The sequence below is a fragment of the uncultured Roseobacter sp. genome (assembly GCF_947491795.1).
GTDB lineage: Bacteria > Pseudomonadota > Alphaproteobacteria > Rhodobacterales > Rhodobacteraceae > Roseobacter.
The window spans coordinates 1-20,502 of sequence record NZ_CANLKW010000004.1 but is presented as its reverse complement, the minus strand read 5'-3'; the positions used below and the strand labels follow the sequence as shown (position 1 = coordinate 20,502).

Genomic DNA, 20,502 nt, shown 5'->3' with positions numbered 1-20,502 from the left:
CCCGGTCAGTTTCCGGCCAGAATGCCGTAGTGCTCAGGCCGCCGGTCCCGGAACAGTCCCCAGGCATTCCGGGACCGGCGGACGGCATCCAGATCCACTTTGACACAGGCGTGACCGGGCACTTCACCCATATCACAGAGCTTGTCACCGGTTTCATCTGCAATAAAACTACCACCATAAAACGACAGTCTGTCGCCCACTTCTTCAGTTCCGATCCGGTTGCTGGCCATAAGGACGGCCATATTTGCTGCAGCATGGCCCTGCATTGTGCGTTGCCAGTGCCCCAGAGACTGCACCTGGGGTGCGCGCGGCTCCGAGCCGATGGCTGTCGGATAGAGCAGAATATCGGCCCCCATCAACGCCATCGCCCGCGCGGCCTCAGGAAACCACTGATCCCAGCAAATGCCTGCGCCAATACGCCCGACAGCTGTGTCCCAGACCCGGAAACCACTGTCTCCGGGTGTGAAGTAGAACTTCTCCTGGTATCCCGCGCCGTCCGGGATATGGGTTTTGCGATAGGTGCCAAGAACTTCGCCCGTTGCGTCAATCATGGCCAGAGAGTTGAAAAACTGCCGCTCTGTGCGCTCGAAGAAGCTCAGCGGCAGCACGACACCCAGTTCACGGGCCAGAGTGGCGAAACGGGCAATCAGCGGGTTGTTTTCAAAAGGTGCGGCGAGGTCCAGGTGAATTGGGTTCTGTTCGCTGCAAAAGTACTGGCTTTCGAAAAGCTCCTGCAACAATACCAGTTGCGCACCATCATCTGCCGCTGCCCGGACAAGGGCTTCTGCGGCCTGTACGTTGCTCTCTCTGTCAGGGCTGCACACCATTTGTGTGACCGCCAGTGTGACAACTTTCATGTCTTTTCTCCCCGGGGTTGATGGTGTCCGCCCGTCATAGCAAATCCCGCAGCAACGCAAATAGCTCACGCTGGGATGTGATGTTCAGTTTTCTGTAGGTGTTTCGCCGGTGCACCCGCGAGGTTTCATGCGAGATTCCAAGGACAAGCGCCGCTGATGCGTTCGAATGCCCCTGTAACACCAGGCCGGCAATCTGGGTCTCCCGGCGTGTCAGGCTGACGCCCAGACTTTCCTCCGCCCGGGCTCCGATAATGCGGTCCAGTTGCTGAGGTTCTTCTGAGCGTCTGTCTCTGGCCGACCTTTGCTGACGAAAGATGCAATAGATCTGCAACAGCTCCAGCAGGACCGGGCTGTGATGCTCCAGGCATCGTAACTCGCGGCGGCGGTACGGTCCCGCCTTGTCCAGGCGGCTGAACGACAGATGCGCAACAGAGCCGCCCGGCAGCGGTGCCAGCAGGCCGACCTCGTCGCACAGCCGTGTCCGACGATAGTATTGCAGATAGTAAGCGCTGGAGAAAAAGCGGTCAGGTGCGATTTCGGACAGACGGTATAAGCCGCCACCCTCCGGCACGCTGTCATACCGGTAAAACGGGTCAAGGCGGTATGCGCCCCCCACATACTGGGACATGGCATCTTTGTGCAACGCTGCATGCGGCAGCCAGGAGTTGAGAATTTCCGGTGGTCTGCCCTGATCAAAGCGAACGATCAAAAAAGTATCAAACCTCAAACGACAACGCATTAACCTTTTGAAATGGTTAAAGAAGCTGTCATCCTGCGCGTGGGCCATTGCAAGGCGCAGGCGTTGGATGTCATCGAAGGTCAGTTTTTCTGGCACGAAGTAACCCTTAAAATACTGCTTTCTTACAAAAAATAACCCTGAAGGGGTATTTTACAAAAGTGGATTCAGAATAGTCTTGAGAACAGGACGGATTGAATTGCCCAAAACCGGGCGAAAGCAGGTGTCCGTACATTCGGTGGGGGCCAAACGTGAGCATTGCAATCAGCGCTCGGAATCTGAAGAAGGTCTACCCGGGCCAGCCCCCTGTGACCGCACTGGCCAATGCCAGTATCGACATTCCGGACAATGAATTCTTTACGCTGCTGGGCCCGTCCGGATGTGGCAAGACAACATTGCTGCGTCTGATCGCCGGTTTCGAGCACCCAACGTCCGGCTCGCTGGACATGTTCGGACAAAACCTGCTGGACGCACCGCCGCACAAACGCCCGGTCAACACTGTCTTTCAGAGCTATGCGCTTTTCCCTCACCTGACTGTCGCGCAGAATATCGGGTTTGGTCTGGAAATGCTTGGCAAGCCAAAGTCGGAAATCCGCGCAACCGTGGATGAGATGATGGCCCTCGTCAAAATGACCGAGATGGCCGACCGTCAGACCAGCCAGATTTCAGGCGGTCAGCAGCAGCGTGTTGCACTGGCGCGTGCTCTGGCCCCCAGGCCACGTGTCCTGCTGCTGGACGAGCCCCTGAGTGCGCTGGATTTCAAACTGCGCAAAGACATGCAACTGGAGCTGAAACGACTGCAGACGGAAACCGGGATCACGTTTATCTTTGTTACCCACGACCAGGAAGAAGCCCTGACAATGTCGGATCGCATCGCGGTAATGAACGCAGGCGAAATCCGCCAGATCGGCGGACCACGGGATATCTACGATCATCCTGCCGAACGCTTTGTGGCTGATTTTATCGGTGATACCAATTTTCTGCCCGCCGCGATCCTCTCGACAGAAGGTCAAAGCGCAAAGGTCCGCCTGGCATCCGGACAGACGGTTTCTGCACGGCTGCCCGCCCGTGACGCACCGGCTGGCAAGGTGACCCTGGCCATCCGGCCCGAGCACGCGACCTTTACGTCCGAGGCGGATGGCCTGGTGACAGGAACGCTTGCGCAGGTCGTCTACTTTGGAACGGACACGCACTTTCACATCACCCTGGATGACGGCACAGCTTTCGTGCTCCGCCGTCAGAACAGTTCCGACACAGGACCCGGGCATTCACAGGGCGACAGAGTGGGCATTCAGTTTGCCCCGGATGTCGCGCAGGTTCTGAAGGACTGAAGGATGGCGGATTTGTCGGATACAGCAGCAAGGCGGGCGTCACGGGTACGCTGGATGCTGCTGGCACCGGCACTGACTATCCTGCTGCTGGCGGCCAGTGGGCCCCTGCTGATTACACTGGTCTATTCGTTCCTGACGCCCGGGGCATATGGTGGCGTGGAATGGCAACTTTCATTTGATGCCTGGTTCAACGTCATCATGCAGCGTGACATTTTTGATGAAACGCTCGGCTGGTCGGACGCGCACCTGAGTATTTTCTGGCGGTCGGTCAAACTGTCCCTTTTGACAACAGTGGCCTGCGTTTTCTTTGGATTTCCAACGGCCTATTTCATTGCAACGCGACCCAAAAAGCAGCGCGACCTGTGGATGCTGCTGATCATCATCCCGTTCTGGACGAACCTTCTCATCCGCACCTTTGCCGTCGTCGAACTGATCCGGAACGAGGGAACGGTGAACTCTGTCCTCATTGCACTTGGCATCATTGATGAACCCATCCAGATGCTTTTTACAGAATTCTCCATCGTTCTGGGCATGGTTTATGTTTACCTGCCACTGATGGTGCTGCCGCTTTATGCATCCATGGAACGCCTCGACTTCAGCCTCATCGAGGCAGGCTATGACCTCTATGCTACGCGTCTGCAGGTGCTGCGCCGGATCATCCTGCCACTTGTCAAACCAGGCCTTATCGCTGGCTCCATCCTCGTTTTTGTGCCCTCGCTCGGCGCTTACGTCACACCGCGCGTCATGGGCGGCGGCAATCAGCTGATGATCGGCAATCTGATCGAGTTGCAGTTCGGACAGGGGCGCAACTGGCCCCTTGGTGCCGCTTTGTCGATCACTCTGCTGGCCGTGGTGATGATCGCCCTGCTCGCCTATGTCCGTGCAGCAGGCAATGAGGAGGTGCGGCATGGCTGATCGCGGCTTTGACGTGCGCAGACAGACCGGCTTTACAACCATCGCACTGGCCTGCTTTGTGCTGCTCTACCTGCCCATTATCCTGCTGGTGATCTATTCGTTCAACGCCGGTGCATCCATCGCGATCTGGGAAGGGTTTTCCTGGCGCTGGTACCAGTCAGCCTGGGCAAATGAACAGGTTCAGGAGGCCACAGTCCGCAGCCTGATCATAGCGGTCTGGGCGTCCGGTATCTCGACCTCTGTTGCCGTTCTGGCGGCACTTGCCACAACCCGCACGCCGCGATTCCGTGGACAGAGCGCTGTTTTTGCCATGATCAACCAGCCCTTGATGGTTCCGGAAATAGTTACCGCCGTCGCACTGCTGATTTTCTTTGCGATGATCAAGGTTGCCACCGGCTACACCGGTCTGTTTTATCTGATTATCGCGCATTCGGCCTTTTGCATCCCTTTTGCCTATCTGCCAGTCCGCGCACGGTTGCAGGGTATGGATCTCAGTCTCGAACAGGCTGCTGCTGACCTCTATGCGTCCCCGTTTCAGGTATTCCGGCGGATCACTCTGCCCCAGCTCTGGCCGGGTATTCTGGCGGGCGCAATGCTGGCTTTTGTGATCTCTCTGGATGATGTGGTGATCACAGAGTTTGTGAAATCCGCAGGCCAGGATACGCTGCCCACCTATATGCTGGGCCAGCTGCGCCGTGTGGTGACGCCCGAGATCAACGCAATTTCCACTGTCCTTCTGGGCATATCGGTGACGATGGTCATCGCCTTCACAGTTTTAAGTAAAATCAGAAACTGACAACCAACCGGGAGTTTAAAATGAGAAAGACAATGACAGCGCTGACGCTGGTACTGGCGGCCCCCGCCTTTGCCGAAGGTGAGCTGAACATCTATAACTGGGGCAACTACACGTCGCCCGAGATGATTGAAAAGTTTGAGGCCGAAACAGGCATCAGCGTCACCATTACGGATTATGACAGCAATGACACCGCGCTGGCCAAGATCAAAGCAGGCGGGCATGGCTTTGACATCGTCGTTCCGTCGGGCACCTATATCCCGATCTTTGTCGGCGAAGGCCTGCTGCTGGAGAGCAATCCGAACGAAATGGAGAACTTCAAACACATGGACCCGCAGTGGGTCGATGTAGATTTCGATCCGGGCCGCAAATATTCGGTTCCATGGCAGTGGGGTACGGTGGGTGTGACGGTCAACACCGCCGTCTATGACGGCGACATCAACACGGCCGCCGTGATTTTCGACCCGCCGGAAGAGCTCAAAGGCAAGATTAATGTTGTGCCTGAAATGAACGACGTGATGGGCATGGCCATTCATTATGTCGGTGGCGAACAGTGCACCGAAGATCGTGAAGTCCTCAAAAAGGTGCGCGATACCCTGCAGGCGGCCAAACCACACTGGCTGTCCATGGACTATGGCAACATCGAAAAATACGCCAAGAACGACCTGTCCGCCGGTGTGAACTGGAACGGTGCGTCGTTCCGGGCGCGCAACCAGAATGCGGATATTGCTTTTGGCTATCCGCAGGAGGGTTTCCCGGTCTGGATGGACAACGCGGCCATTCTGAGTGACGCCAAAAACGTTGAGGAGGCAAAAACCTTCCTCAATTTCATCATGGCACCAGAAAACGCGGCGATGCTGTCGTCTTTTGCACGCTATGCAAATGGCATCAAAGGGTCCGAGGCCTTCATGCCTGAGGATATGAAAACAGCGCCCGAAGTCGTTGTCCCGGACGATCTGAAGGGGGCGGCTTACGTATCCAAAACCTGCACGCCAGCGGCAACCAAACTCTATACTGCCATCTGGACTGAACTGCAGAAGTAACACAACAATGCGACCCTGCCTGGCGGGGTCGCACTTTTCCGTAAGGCCCCTGGCATGACACCTGACATCATCATCCTTAACGGCGCGCTCATGACCTTTGACGACGCGCATTCTGATGCAACGGCGCTGGCTGTTCGGGGCGGCCAGATCACGGCCGTCGGCAGCGATACAGAAATCAGTGCCCTTGCGGGTGAACACACACGGAAAATCGACGCGGGTGGTGCCACGGTCCTGCCCGGGTTTATTGACAGCCATGTGCATCTCTTTGGCGGCTCAGTCGAACTGAGCTGCCTGAACCTCTATGGCCTTTCCGGGCTGGAAGCGATGAAGTCTGCCATCCGACCATATGCATCCGCCAACCCGGATGATGACCTCGTATTCTGCGTCATGGCGGACTACGACATCCTGGGCACCGGCCACACGCTGACCCGCCACGATCTGGACCAGATTCTGAAAGAGCGCCCACTTGCCATGTTTGCCCCTGATCACCACACGGTCTGGGCCAACACCGCAGCGCTGCGCAAAGCTGGCCTTCTCGAAGGGGGTGAGGTCGATGCCGGATCAGAAATCGTCATGGGCGAGGACGGACTGGCAAACGGTGAACTGCTGGAGCCTGGTGCCTACGGGCCGGTCCTGGACATGACGCGCCATAAAGGGCGCGAAATGCTTGGCCTGACCACCGGCAAGGATCCCGTTCCGCCGGCAACGCCCGCCGAGCGGGAAATGGACAAAGATGTTATCGAAAAAGGCCTGCACCATTGCGCGGCCCAGGGCATCACCAGCCTGCACCTGATGGATGGTAACACATATCAGCTGGAGCTTCTGAGCGAACTGGAAGCCGAAGGACGTCTGGTCTGCCGGTGCGAAGTTCCTTTTCATTTCAAAGGAACCGACCCGCTGGAACGACTGACCCGCGAAGCACCGGAAATGCGCGCGCGGTTTCAGGGAGACAAAGTCCGCTGCAATCACCTGAAAATGTTTATTGATGGCGTTGTCGAAAGCGGTACCGCTTTGATGCTGCAACCCTATCCGGGCGACATGGGCGCAGACGGCAACACCGGTGACGAGGTTTTCACCCAGGCGCATTTTGTCGCCGCCTGTATCGAGGCAGATCGCCTGGGCTTTCAGATCGCGGTTCACGCCATTGGTGACGCGGGTGTGCGCCGCACCATCGATGCCTATCAGGCCGCCCAGGAGGCAAACGGAAAACGCGACAGCCGCCACCGGATTGAGCACCTGGAAGTCATGCACCCCGATGATATCCCGCGGCTGGCAGAGCTTGGAATTGTTGCCTCTATCCAGCCCGGTCACGCGCCCTGCGGGCATATCTTTCCCCCCGGCGCGGTCGGTCAGTACCTGCATGACCATCAACTGGCCGGAGCCTATGCCTGGCAGGACATCCGGCGCAGCGGTGCGCGGGTCATATTTTCAACGGACTGGCCCGTCATACCGGTGGACGTGATGCCCAATGTCAAAGCGGCTGTGGCGCCGCTGGATCTGGGAGAGGGATGGCCCGATCAGACGCAAAGCCTGACCGATACGCTCGCAAGCTACACTAAAGACAACGCCTGGGTCGAATTCCGCGAGGACCGCAAAGGCTGCCTGAAGCCCGGCATGATGGCCGATATCGCAATAATGAGCCACGACCTGACGGCGCTTGCGCCCGAAAACGTGACGGATGCTCAGACCGTCATGACGATTTGTGATGGCCGTGTCACCTATGAACGCAGTGCCGATGCGACCTGACGGAAAAACCGGGAGCGTCTGAGCCCGTTTGCGCACCGCCGCTGAGCGGGCAACGGGCCCCTGTTTCAACGCCCCTGCTGCTACTCCAGCGGCAGCCCAACGTAGTTCTCTGCAAGGCTCTGCTGTGCCGCTTCCGAGCCGCACAGATAGTCAAAATCCGCGCGCTGCATCCGCTTTTCAAAGGGCGAATGCGCCGGGAACTGATGCAGCAGGTTGGACATCTGCCAGGAAAAGCGTTCGACCTTCCAGACCCGTCTCAGAACGGTCTCTGAATAGGTGTCGATGTAGTGGTCATTGCCATTGCTGTAGTGTTCCGCCAGCGCCCGCGCCAACAACCGCACATCAGCAACCGCAAGGTTCAGGCCCTTCGCCCCGGTGGGCGGCACGATATGTGCCGCGTCACCCGCAAGAAAGAGACTGCCCCAGCGCATCGGCTCGGCCACGAATGACCGCAACGGCGCGATACTTTTTTCAAAGGACGCTCCCCGGCGCAGTCCTGAAGCGATATCGGGACCAAGCCGTTTTTCAAATTCATCCCAAAAGCGCGTGTCCGGCCAGTCGTCAATCTGATCGCCCGGATCGCACTGGACATAACACCGGCTGCGCGTTTCGGATCGCATGGACGCCAGTGCAAAGCCGCTGGCATGATTTGCATAGATCAGTTCGTGGCTTACAGGTGGCTGGTCCACCAGAATACCCAGCCAGCCAAAGGGGTAAACACGCTCATATGTCCTGAGAACATCGGTCGGAATCGCCTGGCGGGACACACCATGGAAACCATCACAGCCTGCGACATAGTCACATTCCACCGTCACCCGGTCGCCGCGGTGCCCAAAACATACCAAAGGTCTGTCTGTTCGCAGGTCACTGAGCGTCACGTCCTCAACATCAAAGAAAAACTGCTGGCCATCGGCAAAGCGGCTTTCAAACAGGTCCCGGGTGATTTCCGTCTGGCCATATACCATCACCGGTTTGCCGGTCAGCGCACGCAGGTCAATCCTCAGCCGGTCACCGTCAAATGCCAGCTCAAACCCGTCATGCGGCAGGCCTTCCCGGTGCAAACGATCTGCCACCCCGGCCGCTTCCAGCGCGTCGACGGTTCCCTGCTCAAGCACACCAGCCCGCACCCGGCCTTCGATATAGGCCCGGTCCTTGCGGTCAATCACGACCGTATCAACCCCCGAACATGCCAGCAGCTGGGACAGCAAAAGCCCTCCGGGGCCCGCGCCGACAATGCAGACAGATGTTTTAACCGTATGTTCCAGGCGACGTTCCTCCCCTTGGCGTGACACAAAAGTCTAGGCCCGAACACGCACGGGAAAAATGGATTTCTCTGGCAAAAGATTGCACTATCCGATCACCACACCATTTGTGAAACAGGCCGGACGCTCATGACTTTTTCCATACCTTCTTATGATTTATACGGAAATCTTCTGGCTGGCGGCAACGCGGATCCGGTGCATCACGAAACCATCCGTGATCGCAGCAGTCTGCACGATTGGACTATCCGACCTCATACCCACAAGCATCTGGCGCAGTTTTTCGTGCTGGAGACGCCGGGTGTACGGATCAGACTGGCCGATACGGAATACGCTGCGCCGTCTCCGGTTGCCTTGCTGATACCCCCCGGTGTCCCGCATGGGTTTCATTTTCCAGAAAATATCGAAGGCGATGTTCTGTCGATCAGAATACGGTCACTGGACACCGACACAAGAGGGAGGATCGAAGTCCAGGCGACCACGGGCGCTTTACTACAGACGCCAGAAGACACGCAGAAGTTTGAGGATATCCGTGTGCTGACCGCCCAGGCGCGGCGGGCATTTGCGAGCATCGACGCGGATCGCGAACCCCTGCTTTGCGCACTGGCGCGTGTTCTGGTGCTGTATATGACATCAGGTCCTTCGCGCGCCATCACAGCCAGCAAAATCCCGCGCCAGGAACTGACCCGGCACGAAAAGCAGGCACAGGCCTTTTGTGACTCAATCGAGCAAAACTTCCAGGAACAACTGACCGTCGAGGACTATGCCCGCGCACTTGGTGTTTCTCCACCGCACCTGACGCGTATCTGCAAAAAATATCTTGGCGTTCCGCCGAACGCCATGATCCGGCAAAGACGGCTTGTTGAAGCCAAAAGGCTGCTGGAGTTCACTCGCCATACTGTTGCAGATGTTGCCCCCAGATGCGGCTTCAGAGACCCGGCCTTTTTCAGCAGGGCATTCAGACAGCAGACAGGGATGACGCCGGGTGCATACCGCGCGCGGAAGGATACCTGACGCTCCGCTCTGGCAATGACCCTCGGAGGTCAGCGCATCACAAACGGGTCCGGGATCGGATCATCGCTGGTGCGCAGCCAGACCGTTTTGACTTTCGTATAATCCAGTGCGGCCTGAAGTCCGCCCTCGCGTCCGTGCCCGCTCAGACCGTGGCCACCGAAAGGTGCGATCGGGCTGACGGCCCTGTACGTGTTGACCCATACGATACCTGCGCGAATGCCCCGGATCATCCTGTGCGCCCGGGTGAGATCCTTGGTAAAGACACCCGACGCCAGTCCAAAATCCGTGTCGTTTGCCAGCGCCAGAGCCTCGGCTTCTGTGCTGAAACTGACCACGGACAGAACAGGGCCGAAAAACTCTTCTGTCAGGCATGGCGCATCCGGCGTTTCTGAGCAGTCGACAATCGTCGGTGGAAAATAATTGCCTGACCGTTCCAGCGCGCTTCCCCCTGTAATCACACGGGCACCCGCAGCTACGGACCGCGCAATCAGATCGGACGCCCTCTGAACCTGGGTCGGCGTACAAAGCGGCCCGACTTCTGTGGTCATATCGTCGGGCGGACCAATGACAATGGCTTCGGCTTTTTCTTTCAGCCGCGCCAGAAACTGGTCCTTCACCGAGGCCTCGATCAACAGGCGTGATCCCGCAACGCAGCTTTGTCCGGAGGCCGCAAATATACCGGAAATCTGCGCATTGACCGCGCTCTCGATGTCAGCATCTCCAAAAACAATAAAGGGAGATTTGCCCCCCAGTTCCAGTGATGTCGATGCCAGATTTTCCGCCGAATTCCGCACAATATGGCGGGCCGTCTCCGGTCCGCCCGTAAATGCCACATGGTCTATGTCCGGATGGCTGCTGAGAACAGCGCCGCATTCGGGTCCAAACCCGGTGATCACATTCAGAACGCCCGGGGGAAAACCTGCCTGATCGAAGATACGCGCAAACTCCAGCATGGGCGCGGGCCCGTCCTCGGAGGCTTTCAGAACGACCGTGCAGCCAGCGGCAAGGGCCGGGCCGATTTTAACGGCGGACAAAAACAGCTGCGAATTCCAGGGTACGACCGCCGCAACAACACCAACAGGCTCGCGCCTGAGCCAGACTTCCATGTCGGGCTTGTCGATCGGCAGATGCGCGCCTTCGATCTTGTCTGCCAGCCCGGCATAGTACCGAAAATACTCGGCGACATAGGCGATCTGGGCAGAGGTCTCCCGAATGATCTTGCCGGTATCACGTGTTTCAAGCTCAGCCAGCTTCGGCGCATTCTCAGCGACAAGGTCCGCCAGGCGAAACAGCAGTTTTCCGCGCGCCGACGCTGTCATTTCCATCCAGGACGGAGAGAGAAAAGCCTCCCGCGCGGCCAGGACGGCGGCATCAACATCCGCACCCCGCGCCTCGGGCATCAAAGCCCAGGGCTCGCCTGATGCAGGATCACGGCTTTCGAACTGAGCTGATCCATCCGAGAACACGCCGCCGATGTACTGCTGAAACTGCTGCATTTTCTGCTCCTCAGGCAAAGGCCGGCATGACATCAGAGATAAAACGCTCCAGCGATGCTTTCTTGCGCTCAAAACTCATACCGCTGTCGATCCAGAACGCATATTCATCGTAGCCCATATCCGCATAGGTGCCGATCCTTCGGATCGCCTCTTTTGGCGTAGCGATGACATTATCACGCAGCATCGCCTCTGGTGAGTAAAACGGATGGGACGCGATTTCGGCATCTGTCAGCGGCGCGATCAGACCCTGACTCACAGGGCGTTCGTTTTTGAACCAGGCCCCGAAATAGCAGTAAAAACGGTTTATCTCTTCGGCGGCCACCTGTGCATCCGCCGCGTCAGACGCGATGTAGGTGTGGTTCAGCAACATAATTTCCGGGCGCGGAATATCCGGAAATTTTGCACAGGCGGCTTTGAATGTCTCCATGAGCTTTGTGATCTCTTCATCCCCCTGCCACAGCGGCGTGACCTGGACCTGACATCCATTGGAGACGGCGAATTCATGGCTGTTGGGATCACGCGCCGCAATCCAGATGGGAGGACCGCCGTCCTGCACAGGTTTTGGTGAGGACGTGGTGGCCGGAAAACTGTGATACTCTCCCTGCTGTGCATAATCACCCTGCCACAGCCCCTGGAGCGCCGGAACAAGCTCGCGCATGCGCAGCCCTGCGTCCCAGGCATCCATCCCGGGCACCATGCGTTCATACTCATAATTGTAGGCACCCCGCGCGATCCCAAGCTCCAGCCGCCCGTCTGTGATCATATCCGTCATGGCCGCTTCTCCGGCGAGGCGAACAGGGTGCCAGAACGGTGCAATCAGCGTGCCGGTGCCCAGCCGGACATTTTTTGTCTGCCGGGCCAGATCGACCAGATTCAGAAACGGGTTGGGGGCAATGGTAAAATCCATGCCATGATGCTCGCCCGTCCAGACCGCATGCATGCCCCCCTGATCCGCGATTTTCGCAAGGGCGATAAAGTCATCATAGAGCGCACGCTGGTCCTGATCCGGCGAGATACGCTCCATATGCACAAAAAGCGAAAACCGCATCTGCCTACCTTCCCTGCTCAACCGGGCGAACTTCGCCGCTGTTCTGGTTTCCATAGTAAATTCCGAACTGACCCAGTTCAGATTCCCGCGCCAGACGTTCAAGCATTGTCAGAATGGCCGGATCGGTTACGTCATCCAGAACACCCGGTTTCAGCGGGACAAACGCGCCTCTCTGAGGCTCTCCCTCTGCGGCCTGGCACAGAAAGGATATATGCTGGCGCCCGCGCTCCGTGTCTTCGAATACGGAATAAACAAATCCGGGATCAGCCGGGACCCCTGTTGCAGCTATCAGGCGGCGCACTGCGGCAGATGCGCCGTCTTTGGTGACTGCACATTCTGGCAGTCCCACGCCGCCCGCACCGCTGTCGACCAGCAATACCGTACCGTCTCTGACGATCAGCGCCGAGACGACAAGCCCCGCAGCATTCCGGAGCATTTCTGCCTCTGTCGACGGGGTGACGTAGGTGCCGCGCACATACCCCAGCCCGGGCGTTGTAGTGCTGTCAAAGCCCCCGACTTCCCCGATCAGAATAACGTGATCGCCCGCATCCACCGTCTGCCTCAATGAGCAGTCAAACCAGGCGGACACATCATCGAGAACAGGCGAACCAACGGGCCCTTTGCGCCATGTCACCGCTGTAAACCGGTCATCGGACGGGCGTGCAAATGTGTTGGAGATGTCGGACTGGCCTTCTGAGAGAACGTTGACCCCAAAGCCGGACGCATTCACCAATGCCGCGTAATTCCCGGATGTCTTAGCCAGGCAAACCAGAACGAGCGGCGGATCGAGAGAAACCGACGTGAATGAGTTGGCCGTGAACCCCAATGGCACACCCGATGCATCCTGAGAGGTGACCACCGTGACCCCGGTCATAAACGTCCCGAAAGCATTGCGCAGGGCGCGCGGATCAAGGGCGGTCATTGCATTTCCTTTTGGCGAAGAGGTCGGTTGAGCCATTCAACGAGATACTCGTTCACAGCGTCGGGAGCAGTCAGATTGATCATGTGCCGGTGTCCGGGAATAACGGCGCACTGGCCGTCCTGAACCACTGCGGCCATCCGGGCTGACATTTCCGGGGTAGAATTCGGGTCACCCTCACCGGTGAGCGCCAGAAACGGACAGTCGATGCCAGACAATGCACCAGCATAGACAGCGTCGCCCTTGGCAAAGGCGCTGTAGGCGGTCGCATAGCCGCCCGGCTCAACAGAACCCAACCAGGCCGCGACGCATGTGCGTGCTCTGACTTCTGCAGGTGTATTTCCGAACCAGCGGTCCAGCGGTATTTGCATGTCTATGGTTCCGGCGCGGATTTCTGCTGCCCGGGATATCACCGCGGCGCGCGCCTCTGGATTTCTGCGGTAAACGCCGTTGAGCAGAGCAACACGGCGCGTCAGCTTTGGATGCTCTGCAGCAAAGCCCCCTGCGATCAGCGCCCCCATGGAATGACCGACCAGGTTGACCGGACCTGCTCCAAGGGTTTTCACCAGGTCGTGGCACCAGCGGACAAAATCCGACAGATCGCTGTCTTCGGGCAAAGGATCACTGCCACCATGTCCCGGCATATCAACAGCAATCACGCGCCAGTTCTTCTGCAAAGCCTTTTTCTGCGGTGCCCAGGCGCACGACTGCATGCCGACACCGTGAATAAGCAGCAAAGGTTCTCCTTCACCGGCCTGGCGCAGGGCTACCGTGCGACGGCTCTCAGACAGCTGCAGGGTTGTCAGCGTCATGGCCAAGTTCTTTCAGGTCCTGATAGCGATCACCGATACGGTGGTGGGGCCGCCCGCCAATCGAAGCACCCAGGGCAATCAGGATTTCATTTGCGGCCGGTGCATCAGCGACTGAGGTTTGAATGGTCAGATAATGCGAGCGTCGTCCCCCATCGTGTTTGTCCATCAGCGGGATCATAAGCGGCGCATTTGCCGGACCACGCGTATTGCAAAAAGACAGGTAGGACTTTGCACCAACCGCATTTCTGTAGTGATTGCCAAAGTGCAGCGTGTGGATCAGGGCGGATGCATGTTCCACTTCGCCGTCCAGTCCAACGATCGCAGATTTTCCATACCCTTCGACAACGTCCCCCCCGCCCGCGGCATCCAGCACCATCTCCGTGAGAAGCGCGCCAAGGCCAGGGGCGCAGTCACGTATTGCAGGTGCCAGATCTTCAACAAAGCCCTGGCCCGCCCAGGGGTTGCGGATCACCGCCATTGCCGCGATCAGTTTCAGCGGCTGTGGCGCGGACTTTCCTCCTTCGATGAAGGTTGTCTCGACATGAAGAAGTGTCTTTCGGATCTCGGCGGCCATGGGTGTCTTTCATGTGGGGTGTACCTGAGTATTTTATGGTATACCATAATACCATATGTCAATATCAGTTGTTGAGACCTGCCTCTATTGCTAGGAAGCCACATGTCCGAACCAAAGCAGTTGTTGCAGAAAATCGAACAGGCGCCGCAGACGCTGCGGGATCTCGTCCAGACGCGCATGCGTGAAGCGATCATTGACGGGCATTTCGCACCGGGAGAACGGCTGGTAGAGCGTCCCTTGTGTGATCAGCTTGGTGTCAGCCGGACAGTTGTGCGTGAAACGATCCGCTATCTGGAGGCCGAGGGCCTTGTCGAGATTATCGCCAACCGAGGCCCTGTTGTCGCGACGCTCAACTGGAACCAGGCCCGGCAGATTTATGATGTGCGCAGACAGCTGGAAGGCTCGGCCGCAGCAAAAGCTGCAGAAAAAATAACACCCGATTTTGCCAAAAAACTTACCCGCGCCCTGGAGCGCCTGGAAGCAGCACTGGGCGATACGGCCCGTTCCAGGCTCCTTCGGGAGACCTCAGCCTTTTACGAACTGATTTTCCAGCAGGCAGGCCACACAGTCGCATGGGAAATTGTACAACGACTGAACGGTCGTATCAGTCGCCTGCGCGCAATGACCATTCCCGCAACAGACAGACAGAAGCCGGGGATCAGTCATATGCGTGCCATTCACGCGGCGATTCTCAGCGGAGACCGCGAGAGCGCCCGGATGGCGGTCGAGACGCATATCGCCGATGCGGCACAGACGGCAGAGCGTTTTCTGGGCGATGCCAGCTCAACCAAAAACAATTACTGAGACACCATTTTCAACTTGGTGACACGAATTGCGCCGGGCAAAGTCAAGCACCACCTGAGATTTTTCGGTTTGCTTCAGTCCTCGCATCCGAAACTGAGGTGGCTTCTAAGCGAAAGAGCTCGACCCGAAACCTCGGGAATTTCAGTGGGCTGGGTGCCCACAAGACATATCAAACTACTCCCGAAGCACTGCGAACCATGTTCTGTTTGCTGTTTGAAAAATCTGTCGTTACCCGCCATTTTTTGCGATTGGGATATTTCATAAAATCGCAGCCTCCAAGGCCGACAGATCCACTTCAAAGTCATCATGAGCGGTATCTCTATAACCCATACGTGGGCTGATCAGATAAGACAGATTTACAGCTGACGACCGTGCAAAAGCATCCCAATAGGGGCACACAAAAAACGGATGATCGGAGGTAAGAACAATCGCGTGTGTTCCACCTCGCATCCAGAGGATATTCGAGCAGGTTGCACCGGACGGCGCAACAATTTGTTCAGCAGAAGAAAACATCTCTATCTGGTCCAAAGCACTTACAGTGGCGAGATCAATCTGAGTAAATTCGTGTCTAGCTAACAGACTCGCTACGTCTTCCTGATTGACAGGAATTCTCCAGCTCCTGTTCCGCACAAGATACAGCTTTTTCGGGAACTCGCGACCCGACTTTGGTACCCGCGCCTCAAGTTCGGACACCATCGCCTTGATCAAACCGGCTGGAACAAACATGGAGGCGTGTGAAGGGATACATTTTTCACTTTCCACATTGCGACTTACATCGGAAGGGTAGGTCAGCCTGCCAACTCTGTAACAAACCCCATCTGTCATGCGAATGACCGGCCTTTCGGAAGCGCGTACGAGATCCAAAAGCGCGTAAAGGTTTGGATGTAACCCATCTGTAATCAAAAGAGGGACCGATTTATCATCAGTCATTCTCTCGAACAGATAAAGCCGCGCCAGTATCTCGGAGATCCAGTGAAAATAGTTATGCTGATATTCACAAGTCAGGTGCACACCAGCTGGAATCCACTGTTCGGCATACTCCAACGGGTCAACTTCCAGCAGACCCCTTTTGTTGATGGACATCGACTTGTCTTTTGGCGGGCTGCGAAAGTGGCGCTGACCGAACACTAACTCGTCACTGCACGCCATCCCATCCTTGGTCACAACGATCCGACTGCCGCGTATTACCCTGGCGTCCTGGAACTCCGCGATGTAGGGACGAGGATTGCTCTGCAAACGGCTCCACGCCTCGTCCTCATCTGAAACGGCATGGAGAGAGCGAATGAATAGGCCAACGGTATCGCGGTCCACCAGGATATCGTCCGTGGCAGAACAATACGACCAATCATCCTAAATCTGGAAACGCTGCTTTGGGGCCGAGAAACGCGCCCATTTACATCGAACGACATTTATGAATCTTCTCATAGATGCAATACTATCAGAAGGTTCCAGGCCCTGTGCCGAAAGGGTCTGCGACCGGAGCTGTTGGACAATTGCCTTTAGAAACCCCTGCTCTTCTTAAGCCTGTGAAACTTACTTCGTATTTTCCTCCTCAGTGGGCCTTTGTGCCAGAACTTACTTTTAGAATTCGATCCTGAGCTAAACACGTCCAAACTCTCCAGTTGGCTGAACGGAGCCCTGGTCAGATCCGAAAGACGATACGGTTGCTGTGGAACCAAATCTGGCACGCCGAAATCACCGGCACAAAATCTTTCCAACGAAACGTTTGAAGCATTGTTTTCAACAAAGAAATTACGTGCAGCACTTGACAGTGCTCCCAGAGACGCCTTGTCCAGCGATTTGAGCACTTTTACAAAATCAGCCGGTTTGTACCAACTCGGCTGACTTGGATCTACAAAATCACCGGCCTCAGGCAAACTGGGTTTGCCGGCTCGATGATTGATACTCGGAATACCGCAAGACATGACTTCAACGCCAATTCGAGCAGAGCATACAGGGAACGGTGCGATAAAAATATCGACGCCCTGCTGCAGGAGACTTTCTCCAAAGTTATCTGCCCACGGAATATGTGTGAACTGATCCGCTCCGATCCCGGCTTGCTTCATCCGGTTTTCGATGTCAGCGATTGCGGCATCCGGCAAGGGCCCATAGTGCAAGTGATGAGCGTCGAGCTCCTTCATAATCCGAACGATCATTTCGTAGTAGGAGTATTGGTAGTCACTGTCGACTTTGTAAGCTCTGGCCGCAGCAGAAGCGGTTGTGAAACGCTTGTTCCTTCGAGGTTCATACTTTTCGATCGGACTGCGATCTGTAAAAAACGGTGCGAGCAAGCCCAGTTTTTCACGCCGAACGGTCGGCGCAAGAGCAGTCGCCTGACTGTTATTTTTGACGACAACAGTGTCGATTACACTGTTGTGGACACCCAGTGACAGACCATGATCATAAACAAAATCAAAAACCACCTGCCGAGCAAAACCCTTTTGAAGTGCCGCGAAACCAATGACGTCGTGGTGGGTCAGAAACGGGTAAATCCGATCGGCAGCCTCGGACAACAGTTCTTCCTGTAAAAACTCAATGACCGCCAGGGGAGGGAGGGAAGTATCCGCGCTAACGTACCGAACCGACGGATGACTGAAATACTCATCAATAACACTTACGGAGGTTTCGATCTTGCCCGTTGACACAATCGCCACTTCAAAACCACGGACTGTAAGGGCGTCAATGATTTCTGAAACTTCTCTGAAAACACCGCCTCCTCCGGGCACAAAACCGGACACCAGGATTACCGCTCTCTTTGCGTTGTATTTCCGATCGGCGATTCTGACAGCCCGTTTTGCTGAGACCACACATCCAATCGTCTCAACCATGCTGTCCACCAACGGCAGGGAGTACATGCCGCGGAATGCGTAGTCTTTCACACTTGGGTGGAAAACCCCAGCCGCTGATTTTCCACAGGTTTCAATAAGTTTCCCGAGTGTTCCACGATCCGGAAGTTGCGGGGGTTTTCCTGCCGCGCGTGCATAGAACTGTTGTTGTTTGACTCGCTTTTTTTCCAGCAAGGTGAATTCGACACATGTTTCGTCACGCACGACATACTTTTGGAGATCTTGCAGGATGTTGTTGTTAAGGTCAGCTTTGCTCTGCTCATCCAGACCGGACCAGATACCGTTTCCGTGGATCACATAAACACTCATGACCTTGCTCATGACGTAAAATGGCATTTTCCAATTGTACGCATGGAAGAAGAAGAAGGCGGTGTCTCCCCGCATTGTATCCAGGGAAAAGAATTCAGGCAGACCGCTTTCTATGCGGCGAAACAGGCAACTCGACGTATGACAGTAAAATTCGAGTGCACAGCATTCGAGGTAGTTGAATACTGTGTCCTGAGATACTTTCGGAATCGCATAAGCAGAGCCATCTGATGACACGCACAGCGTATTATGCCCGACGCCAAAATAGTCGTCATTTTTCTCAAGAAACTCTGCCTGGTACTGTAGCTTATCCCAGTTCGTGAAGTAGTCGTCCCCATCGAGTACATGGATATATTTTCCGCGCGCACGGTTGTAGGCGGTCAGCACTGACTGCCCTTTTCCAACGCAAACCTTGTTGGAAACAACCACAACATTGTCACAGCTTTCGGCAAAGCTCTTGGCTATTTTCAGCGTATCATCATGCGATCCATCATCGACGATGATTATTTCCGTAGGGAAGGTTGTTTTTTGGTAGATGACAGATTCCACAGCGCGGGCCAGCGTCTTGTCCTCGTTGTGAGCGGGGATGACCACAGATACAAGCGGTGAGGAGTCTTCCATTGCGGGCGCTTTCTGAAAATAGCTTTTTGCGATGTGCGTTACCGTGCACGCAGTCCGCGTACGTTCTACCCAAACTTGTGTCAATACCGACAGGCACTATAGATTCGCCCAAGGTTTCAGATTGCCACTTGAAAAACGTCCGGCATTGTGGCCGACACGAATGAACCTGCGGCTGTTGTTCGATCTGTCTGTGAGCCGGCAGTTCGCGCACTCACTATGGGATTTGCGTTTCCGATGCTAAGAAATTTTCTCCCGAAACCAAGAGGCTGACTTCACCCAACTATTTTCGTTGCGCTCCAAAAACCGGAAGTACAACGATCGACTACATCCTCGAACGACATCGGGACATCTGCGCAGCACATAGAAAAGAACCAAACTTTTTCTCAACCGATGATAACTATGAAAAAGGCGCCAAGTCGTTCTGGTCAGCTCACTTCCCACATTACAAACAGGAACGTATTGCAGCGGATTTCTCCGCCGTATACATGATGCGCTGGGCTTACAAAAAGAGTCTCTCGCGAAATTTCCAGGACTGATCACCCGGAACCGAGTTTTTTTCAGCACTTGCATCCGACATCCGCTCGCATGGCATCGGTCTCACTACTTGTACTGGGTCAGAAACGTTGACGGTTTTCGTTCCATGGCACCGTTAAACAGTACTTTTGCGAGTTATCTCGATGAAAAGCTGAGTGTTGGAGCGTTGGACACATTTCTGGAACAGCTGAAGATGCTGAAGATGCTGAAGATGCTGAAGGAAACATACTCTGGCCCAGAAGAGCGGGGAAACCTGCTGGTGCTAATCTATGAACAGGATGCAGCCGCTGATATCTCAATTGCATACCAGAAAATCTGCAACTTGCTGTCCGTTGATCCGGCGAACTTTGAGCCCATATTTGGAATCCAATCAAGAGAACGTATCGAAAGTACAGCAAACGTAAGTAAATGGATCGGATCGGGTACTTTTGACCAAATCAGAGCGAACAGCGCTTACTTTCCGGCCATATGTAAGACCCAGACAAGTGGCATAACGCAAAATGGTGAAGTGTTCTCTAAGGGAGACATTATGGTCGAACGGGATGCTTCCCACCTCACCGTAATTCGCAATCCGGACCTTCATACTGAACGCAGGTTTCTAAACTACTATGAAACCGTTTCAACTGAGTTGACGGCCTATGAGTTCAGCGCTCTCACTGAAAGGCATTTCAGTAAAGCTCTGGTCGGCTTTCGGGAACAACTGAACGACGAACTGAGTGAATGGCACCCTGACTTAATGCAAATGCCAAGAATTGAAAGTGTTATTCCGTATCCAGCCCCATTTCTATGGGCCACTTTTCAGCAAGGTTTCTGGAACTGGCGGGCGCATGTTTAGGGCCTGATGAGGT

General features: G+C 55.7%; 18 protein-coding genes. 8 read left to right on the top strand and 10 right to left on the bottom strand.

The window, feature by feature from the left end; translation table 11 throughout:
• Positions 1–5 precede the first annotated feature (5 nt).
• Together aguB and Q1A34_RS16655 are read right to left on the bottom strand one after the other, a co-directional pair.
• The gene (gene aguB, locus Q1A34_RS16660) at positions 6–857 is read right to left on the bottom strand and encodes an N-carbamoylputrescine amidase (RefSeq protein ID WP_300036823.1); all 852 of its coding nucleotides are present in this window, start codon (positions 855–857) and stop codon (positions 6–8) included.
• Between the two features lie 34 nt (positions 858–891).
• Positions 892–1,485: a helix-turn-helix transcriptional regulator gene (locus Q1A34_RS16655; protein ID WP_300036820.1), complete on the bottom strand. Its 594-nt coding sequence runs from the start codon at positions 1,483–1,485 to the stop codon at positions 892–894.
• Positions 1,486–1,844: 359 nt separating this feature from the next.
• Between Q1A34_RS16655 and Q1A34_RS16650 the strand changes: the two genes are divergently transcribed.
• Genes Q1A34_RS16650 through Q1A34_RS16630 form a run of 5 tightly spaced genes read left to right on the top strand, consistent with a single transcriptional unit; the run spans position 1,845 to position 7,421 of the window.
• On the top strand, positions 1,845–2,924 hold the full coding sequence (locus Q1A34_RS16650) for an ABC transporter ATP-binding protein (RefSeq protein ID WP_300036816.1): 1,080 nt from the start codon (positions 1,845–1,847) through the stop codon (positions 2,922–2,924).
• Positions 2,925–2,927: 3 nt separating this feature from the next.
• On the top strand, positions 2,928–3,839 hold the full coding sequence (locus tag Q1A34_RS16645) for an ABC transporter permease (protein WP_300036812.1): 912 nt from the start codon (positions 2,928–2,930) through the stop codon (positions 3,837–3,839).
• Positions 3,832–4,635 carry an ABC transporter permease gene (locus Q1A34_RS16640; protein WP_300036809.1) on the top strand — a complete coding sequence of 268 codons (804 nt, stop codon included), beginning with the start codon at positions 3,832–3,834 and terminating at the stop codon, positions 4,633–4,635. Before Q1A34_RS16645 ends, Q1A34_RS16640 begins: the two co-directional genes overlap by 8 nt.
• Before the next feature lie 20 nt (positions 4,636–4,655).
• Positions 4,656–5,675 carry an extracellular solute-binding protein gene (locus Q1A34_RS16635; protein WP_300036806.1) on the top strand — a complete coding sequence of 340 codons (1,020 nt, stop codon included), beginning with the start codon at positions 4,656–4,658 and terminating at the stop codon, positions 5,673–5,675.
• 54 nt (positions 5,676–5,729) lie between these two features.
• Entirely contained in the window at positions 5,730–7,421 is a 1,692-nt protein-coding gene (locus Q1A34_RS16630; RefSeq protein WP_300036803.1) for an amidohydrolase, read from the top strand.
• Between the two features lie 80 nt (positions 7,422–7,501).
• On the opposite strand, the gene pobA is transcribed toward Q1A34_RS16630, so the two are convergent.
• Positions 7,502–8,686: a 4-hydroxybenzoate 3-monooxygenase gene (pobA, locus tag Q1A34_RS16625; RefSeq protein WP_300037552.1), complete on the bottom strand. Its 1,185-nt coding sequence runs from the start codon at positions 8,684–8,686 to the stop codon at positions 7,502–7,504.
• Positions 8,687–8,812: 126 nt separating this feature from the next.
• Between pobA and Q1A34_RS16620 the strand changes: the two genes are divergently transcribed.
• Positions 8,813–9,694 (top strand): helix-turn-helix domain-containing protein, encoded by an 882-nt coding sequence (locus tag Q1A34_RS16620; RefSeq protein ID WP_300036799.1) that lies wholly within the window; start codon positions 8,813–8,815, stop codon positions 9,692–9,694.
• A gap of 29 nt (positions 9,695–9,723) precedes the next feature.
• On the opposite strand, the gene Q1A34_RS16615 is transcribed toward Q1A34_RS16620, so the two are convergent.
• From Q1A34_RS16615 to Q1A34_RS16595, 5 genes are read right to left on the bottom strand one after another with little or no spacing between them, the layout of a single operon-like run.
• Entirely contained in the window at positions 9,724–11,190 is a 1,467-nt protein-coding gene (locus tag Q1A34_RS16615) for an aldehyde dehydrogenase (RefSeq protein ID WP_300036796.1), read from the bottom strand.
• A 10-nt stretch (positions 11,191–11,200) separates the two neighbouring features.
• Positions 11,201–12,238 (bottom strand): LLM class flavin-dependent oxidoreductase, encoded by a 1,038-nt coding sequence (locus tag Q1A34_RS16610; RefSeq protein WP_300036793.1) that lies wholly within the window; start codon positions 12,236–12,238, stop codon positions 11,201–11,203.
• 4 nt (positions 12,239–12,242) lie between these two features.
• Positions 12,243–13,160: a flavin reductase gene (locus tag Q1A34_RS16605; protein WP_300036790.1), complete on the bottom strand. Its 918-nt coding sequence runs from the start codon at positions 13,158–13,160 to the stop codon at positions 12,243–12,245.
• The gene (locus Q1A34_RS16600; RefSeq protein WP_300036787.1) at positions 13,157–13,969 is read right to left on the bottom strand and encodes an alpha/beta hydrolase; all 813 of its coding nucleotides are present in this window, start codon (positions 13,967–13,969) and stop codon (positions 13,157–13,159) included. Before Q1A34_RS16600 ends, Q1A34_RS16605 begins: the two co-directional genes overlap by 4 nt.
• Positions 13,941–14,543 carry an amino acid synthesis family protein gene (locus tag Q1A34_RS16595; RefSeq protein ID WP_300036784.1) on the bottom strand — a complete coding sequence of 201 codons (603 nt, stop codon included), beginning with the start codon at positions 14,541–14,543 and terminating at the stop codon, positions 13,941–13,943. The genes Q1A34_RS16600 and Q1A34_RS16595 overlap by 29 nt, the downstream gene beginning before the upstream one ends.
• 102 nt (positions 14,544–14,645) lie before the next feature.
• Here Q1A34_RS16595 and Q1A34_RS16590 point away from each other — a divergent pair, with 102 nt between their 5' ends.
• Positions 14,646–15,347 carry a GntR family transcriptional regulator gene (locus Q1A34_RS16590; RefSeq protein WP_300036781.1) on the top strand — a complete coding sequence of 234 codons (702 nt, stop codon included), beginning with the start codon at positions 14,646–14,648 and terminating at the stop codon, positions 15,345–15,347.
• Between the two features lie 258 nt (positions 15,348–15,605).
• Here the strand turns inward: Q1A34_RS16590 and Q1A34_RS16585 are convergent, their stop codons facing one another.
• Both Q1A34_RS16585 and Q1A34_RS16580 read right to left on the bottom strand, forming a co-directional pair.
• Positions 15,606–16,658, bottom strand: coding sequence for a glycosyltransferase family 61 protein (locus Q1A34_RS16585; RefSeq protein WP_300036778.1), 1,053 nt, complete (start codon positions 16,656–16,658; stop codon positions 15,606–15,608).
• Between the two features lie 188 nt (positions 16,659–16,846).
• Positions 16,847–19,120, bottom strand: coding sequence for a glycosyltransferase family A protein (locus Q1A34_RS16580; RefSeq protein WP_300036775.1), 2,274 nt, complete (start codon positions 19,118–19,120; stop codon positions 16,847–16,849).
• Between the two features lie 640 nt (positions 19,121–19,760).
• Here Q1A34_RS16580 and Q1A34_RS16575 point away from each other — a divergent pair.
• Complete coding sequence (locus tag Q1A34_RS16575; protein ID WP_300036772.1) at positions 19,761–20,489, top strand: hypothetical protein; 729 nt, start codon at positions 19,761–19,763, stop codon at positions 20,487–20,489.
• Positions 20,490–20,502: the final 13 nt, after the last annotated feature.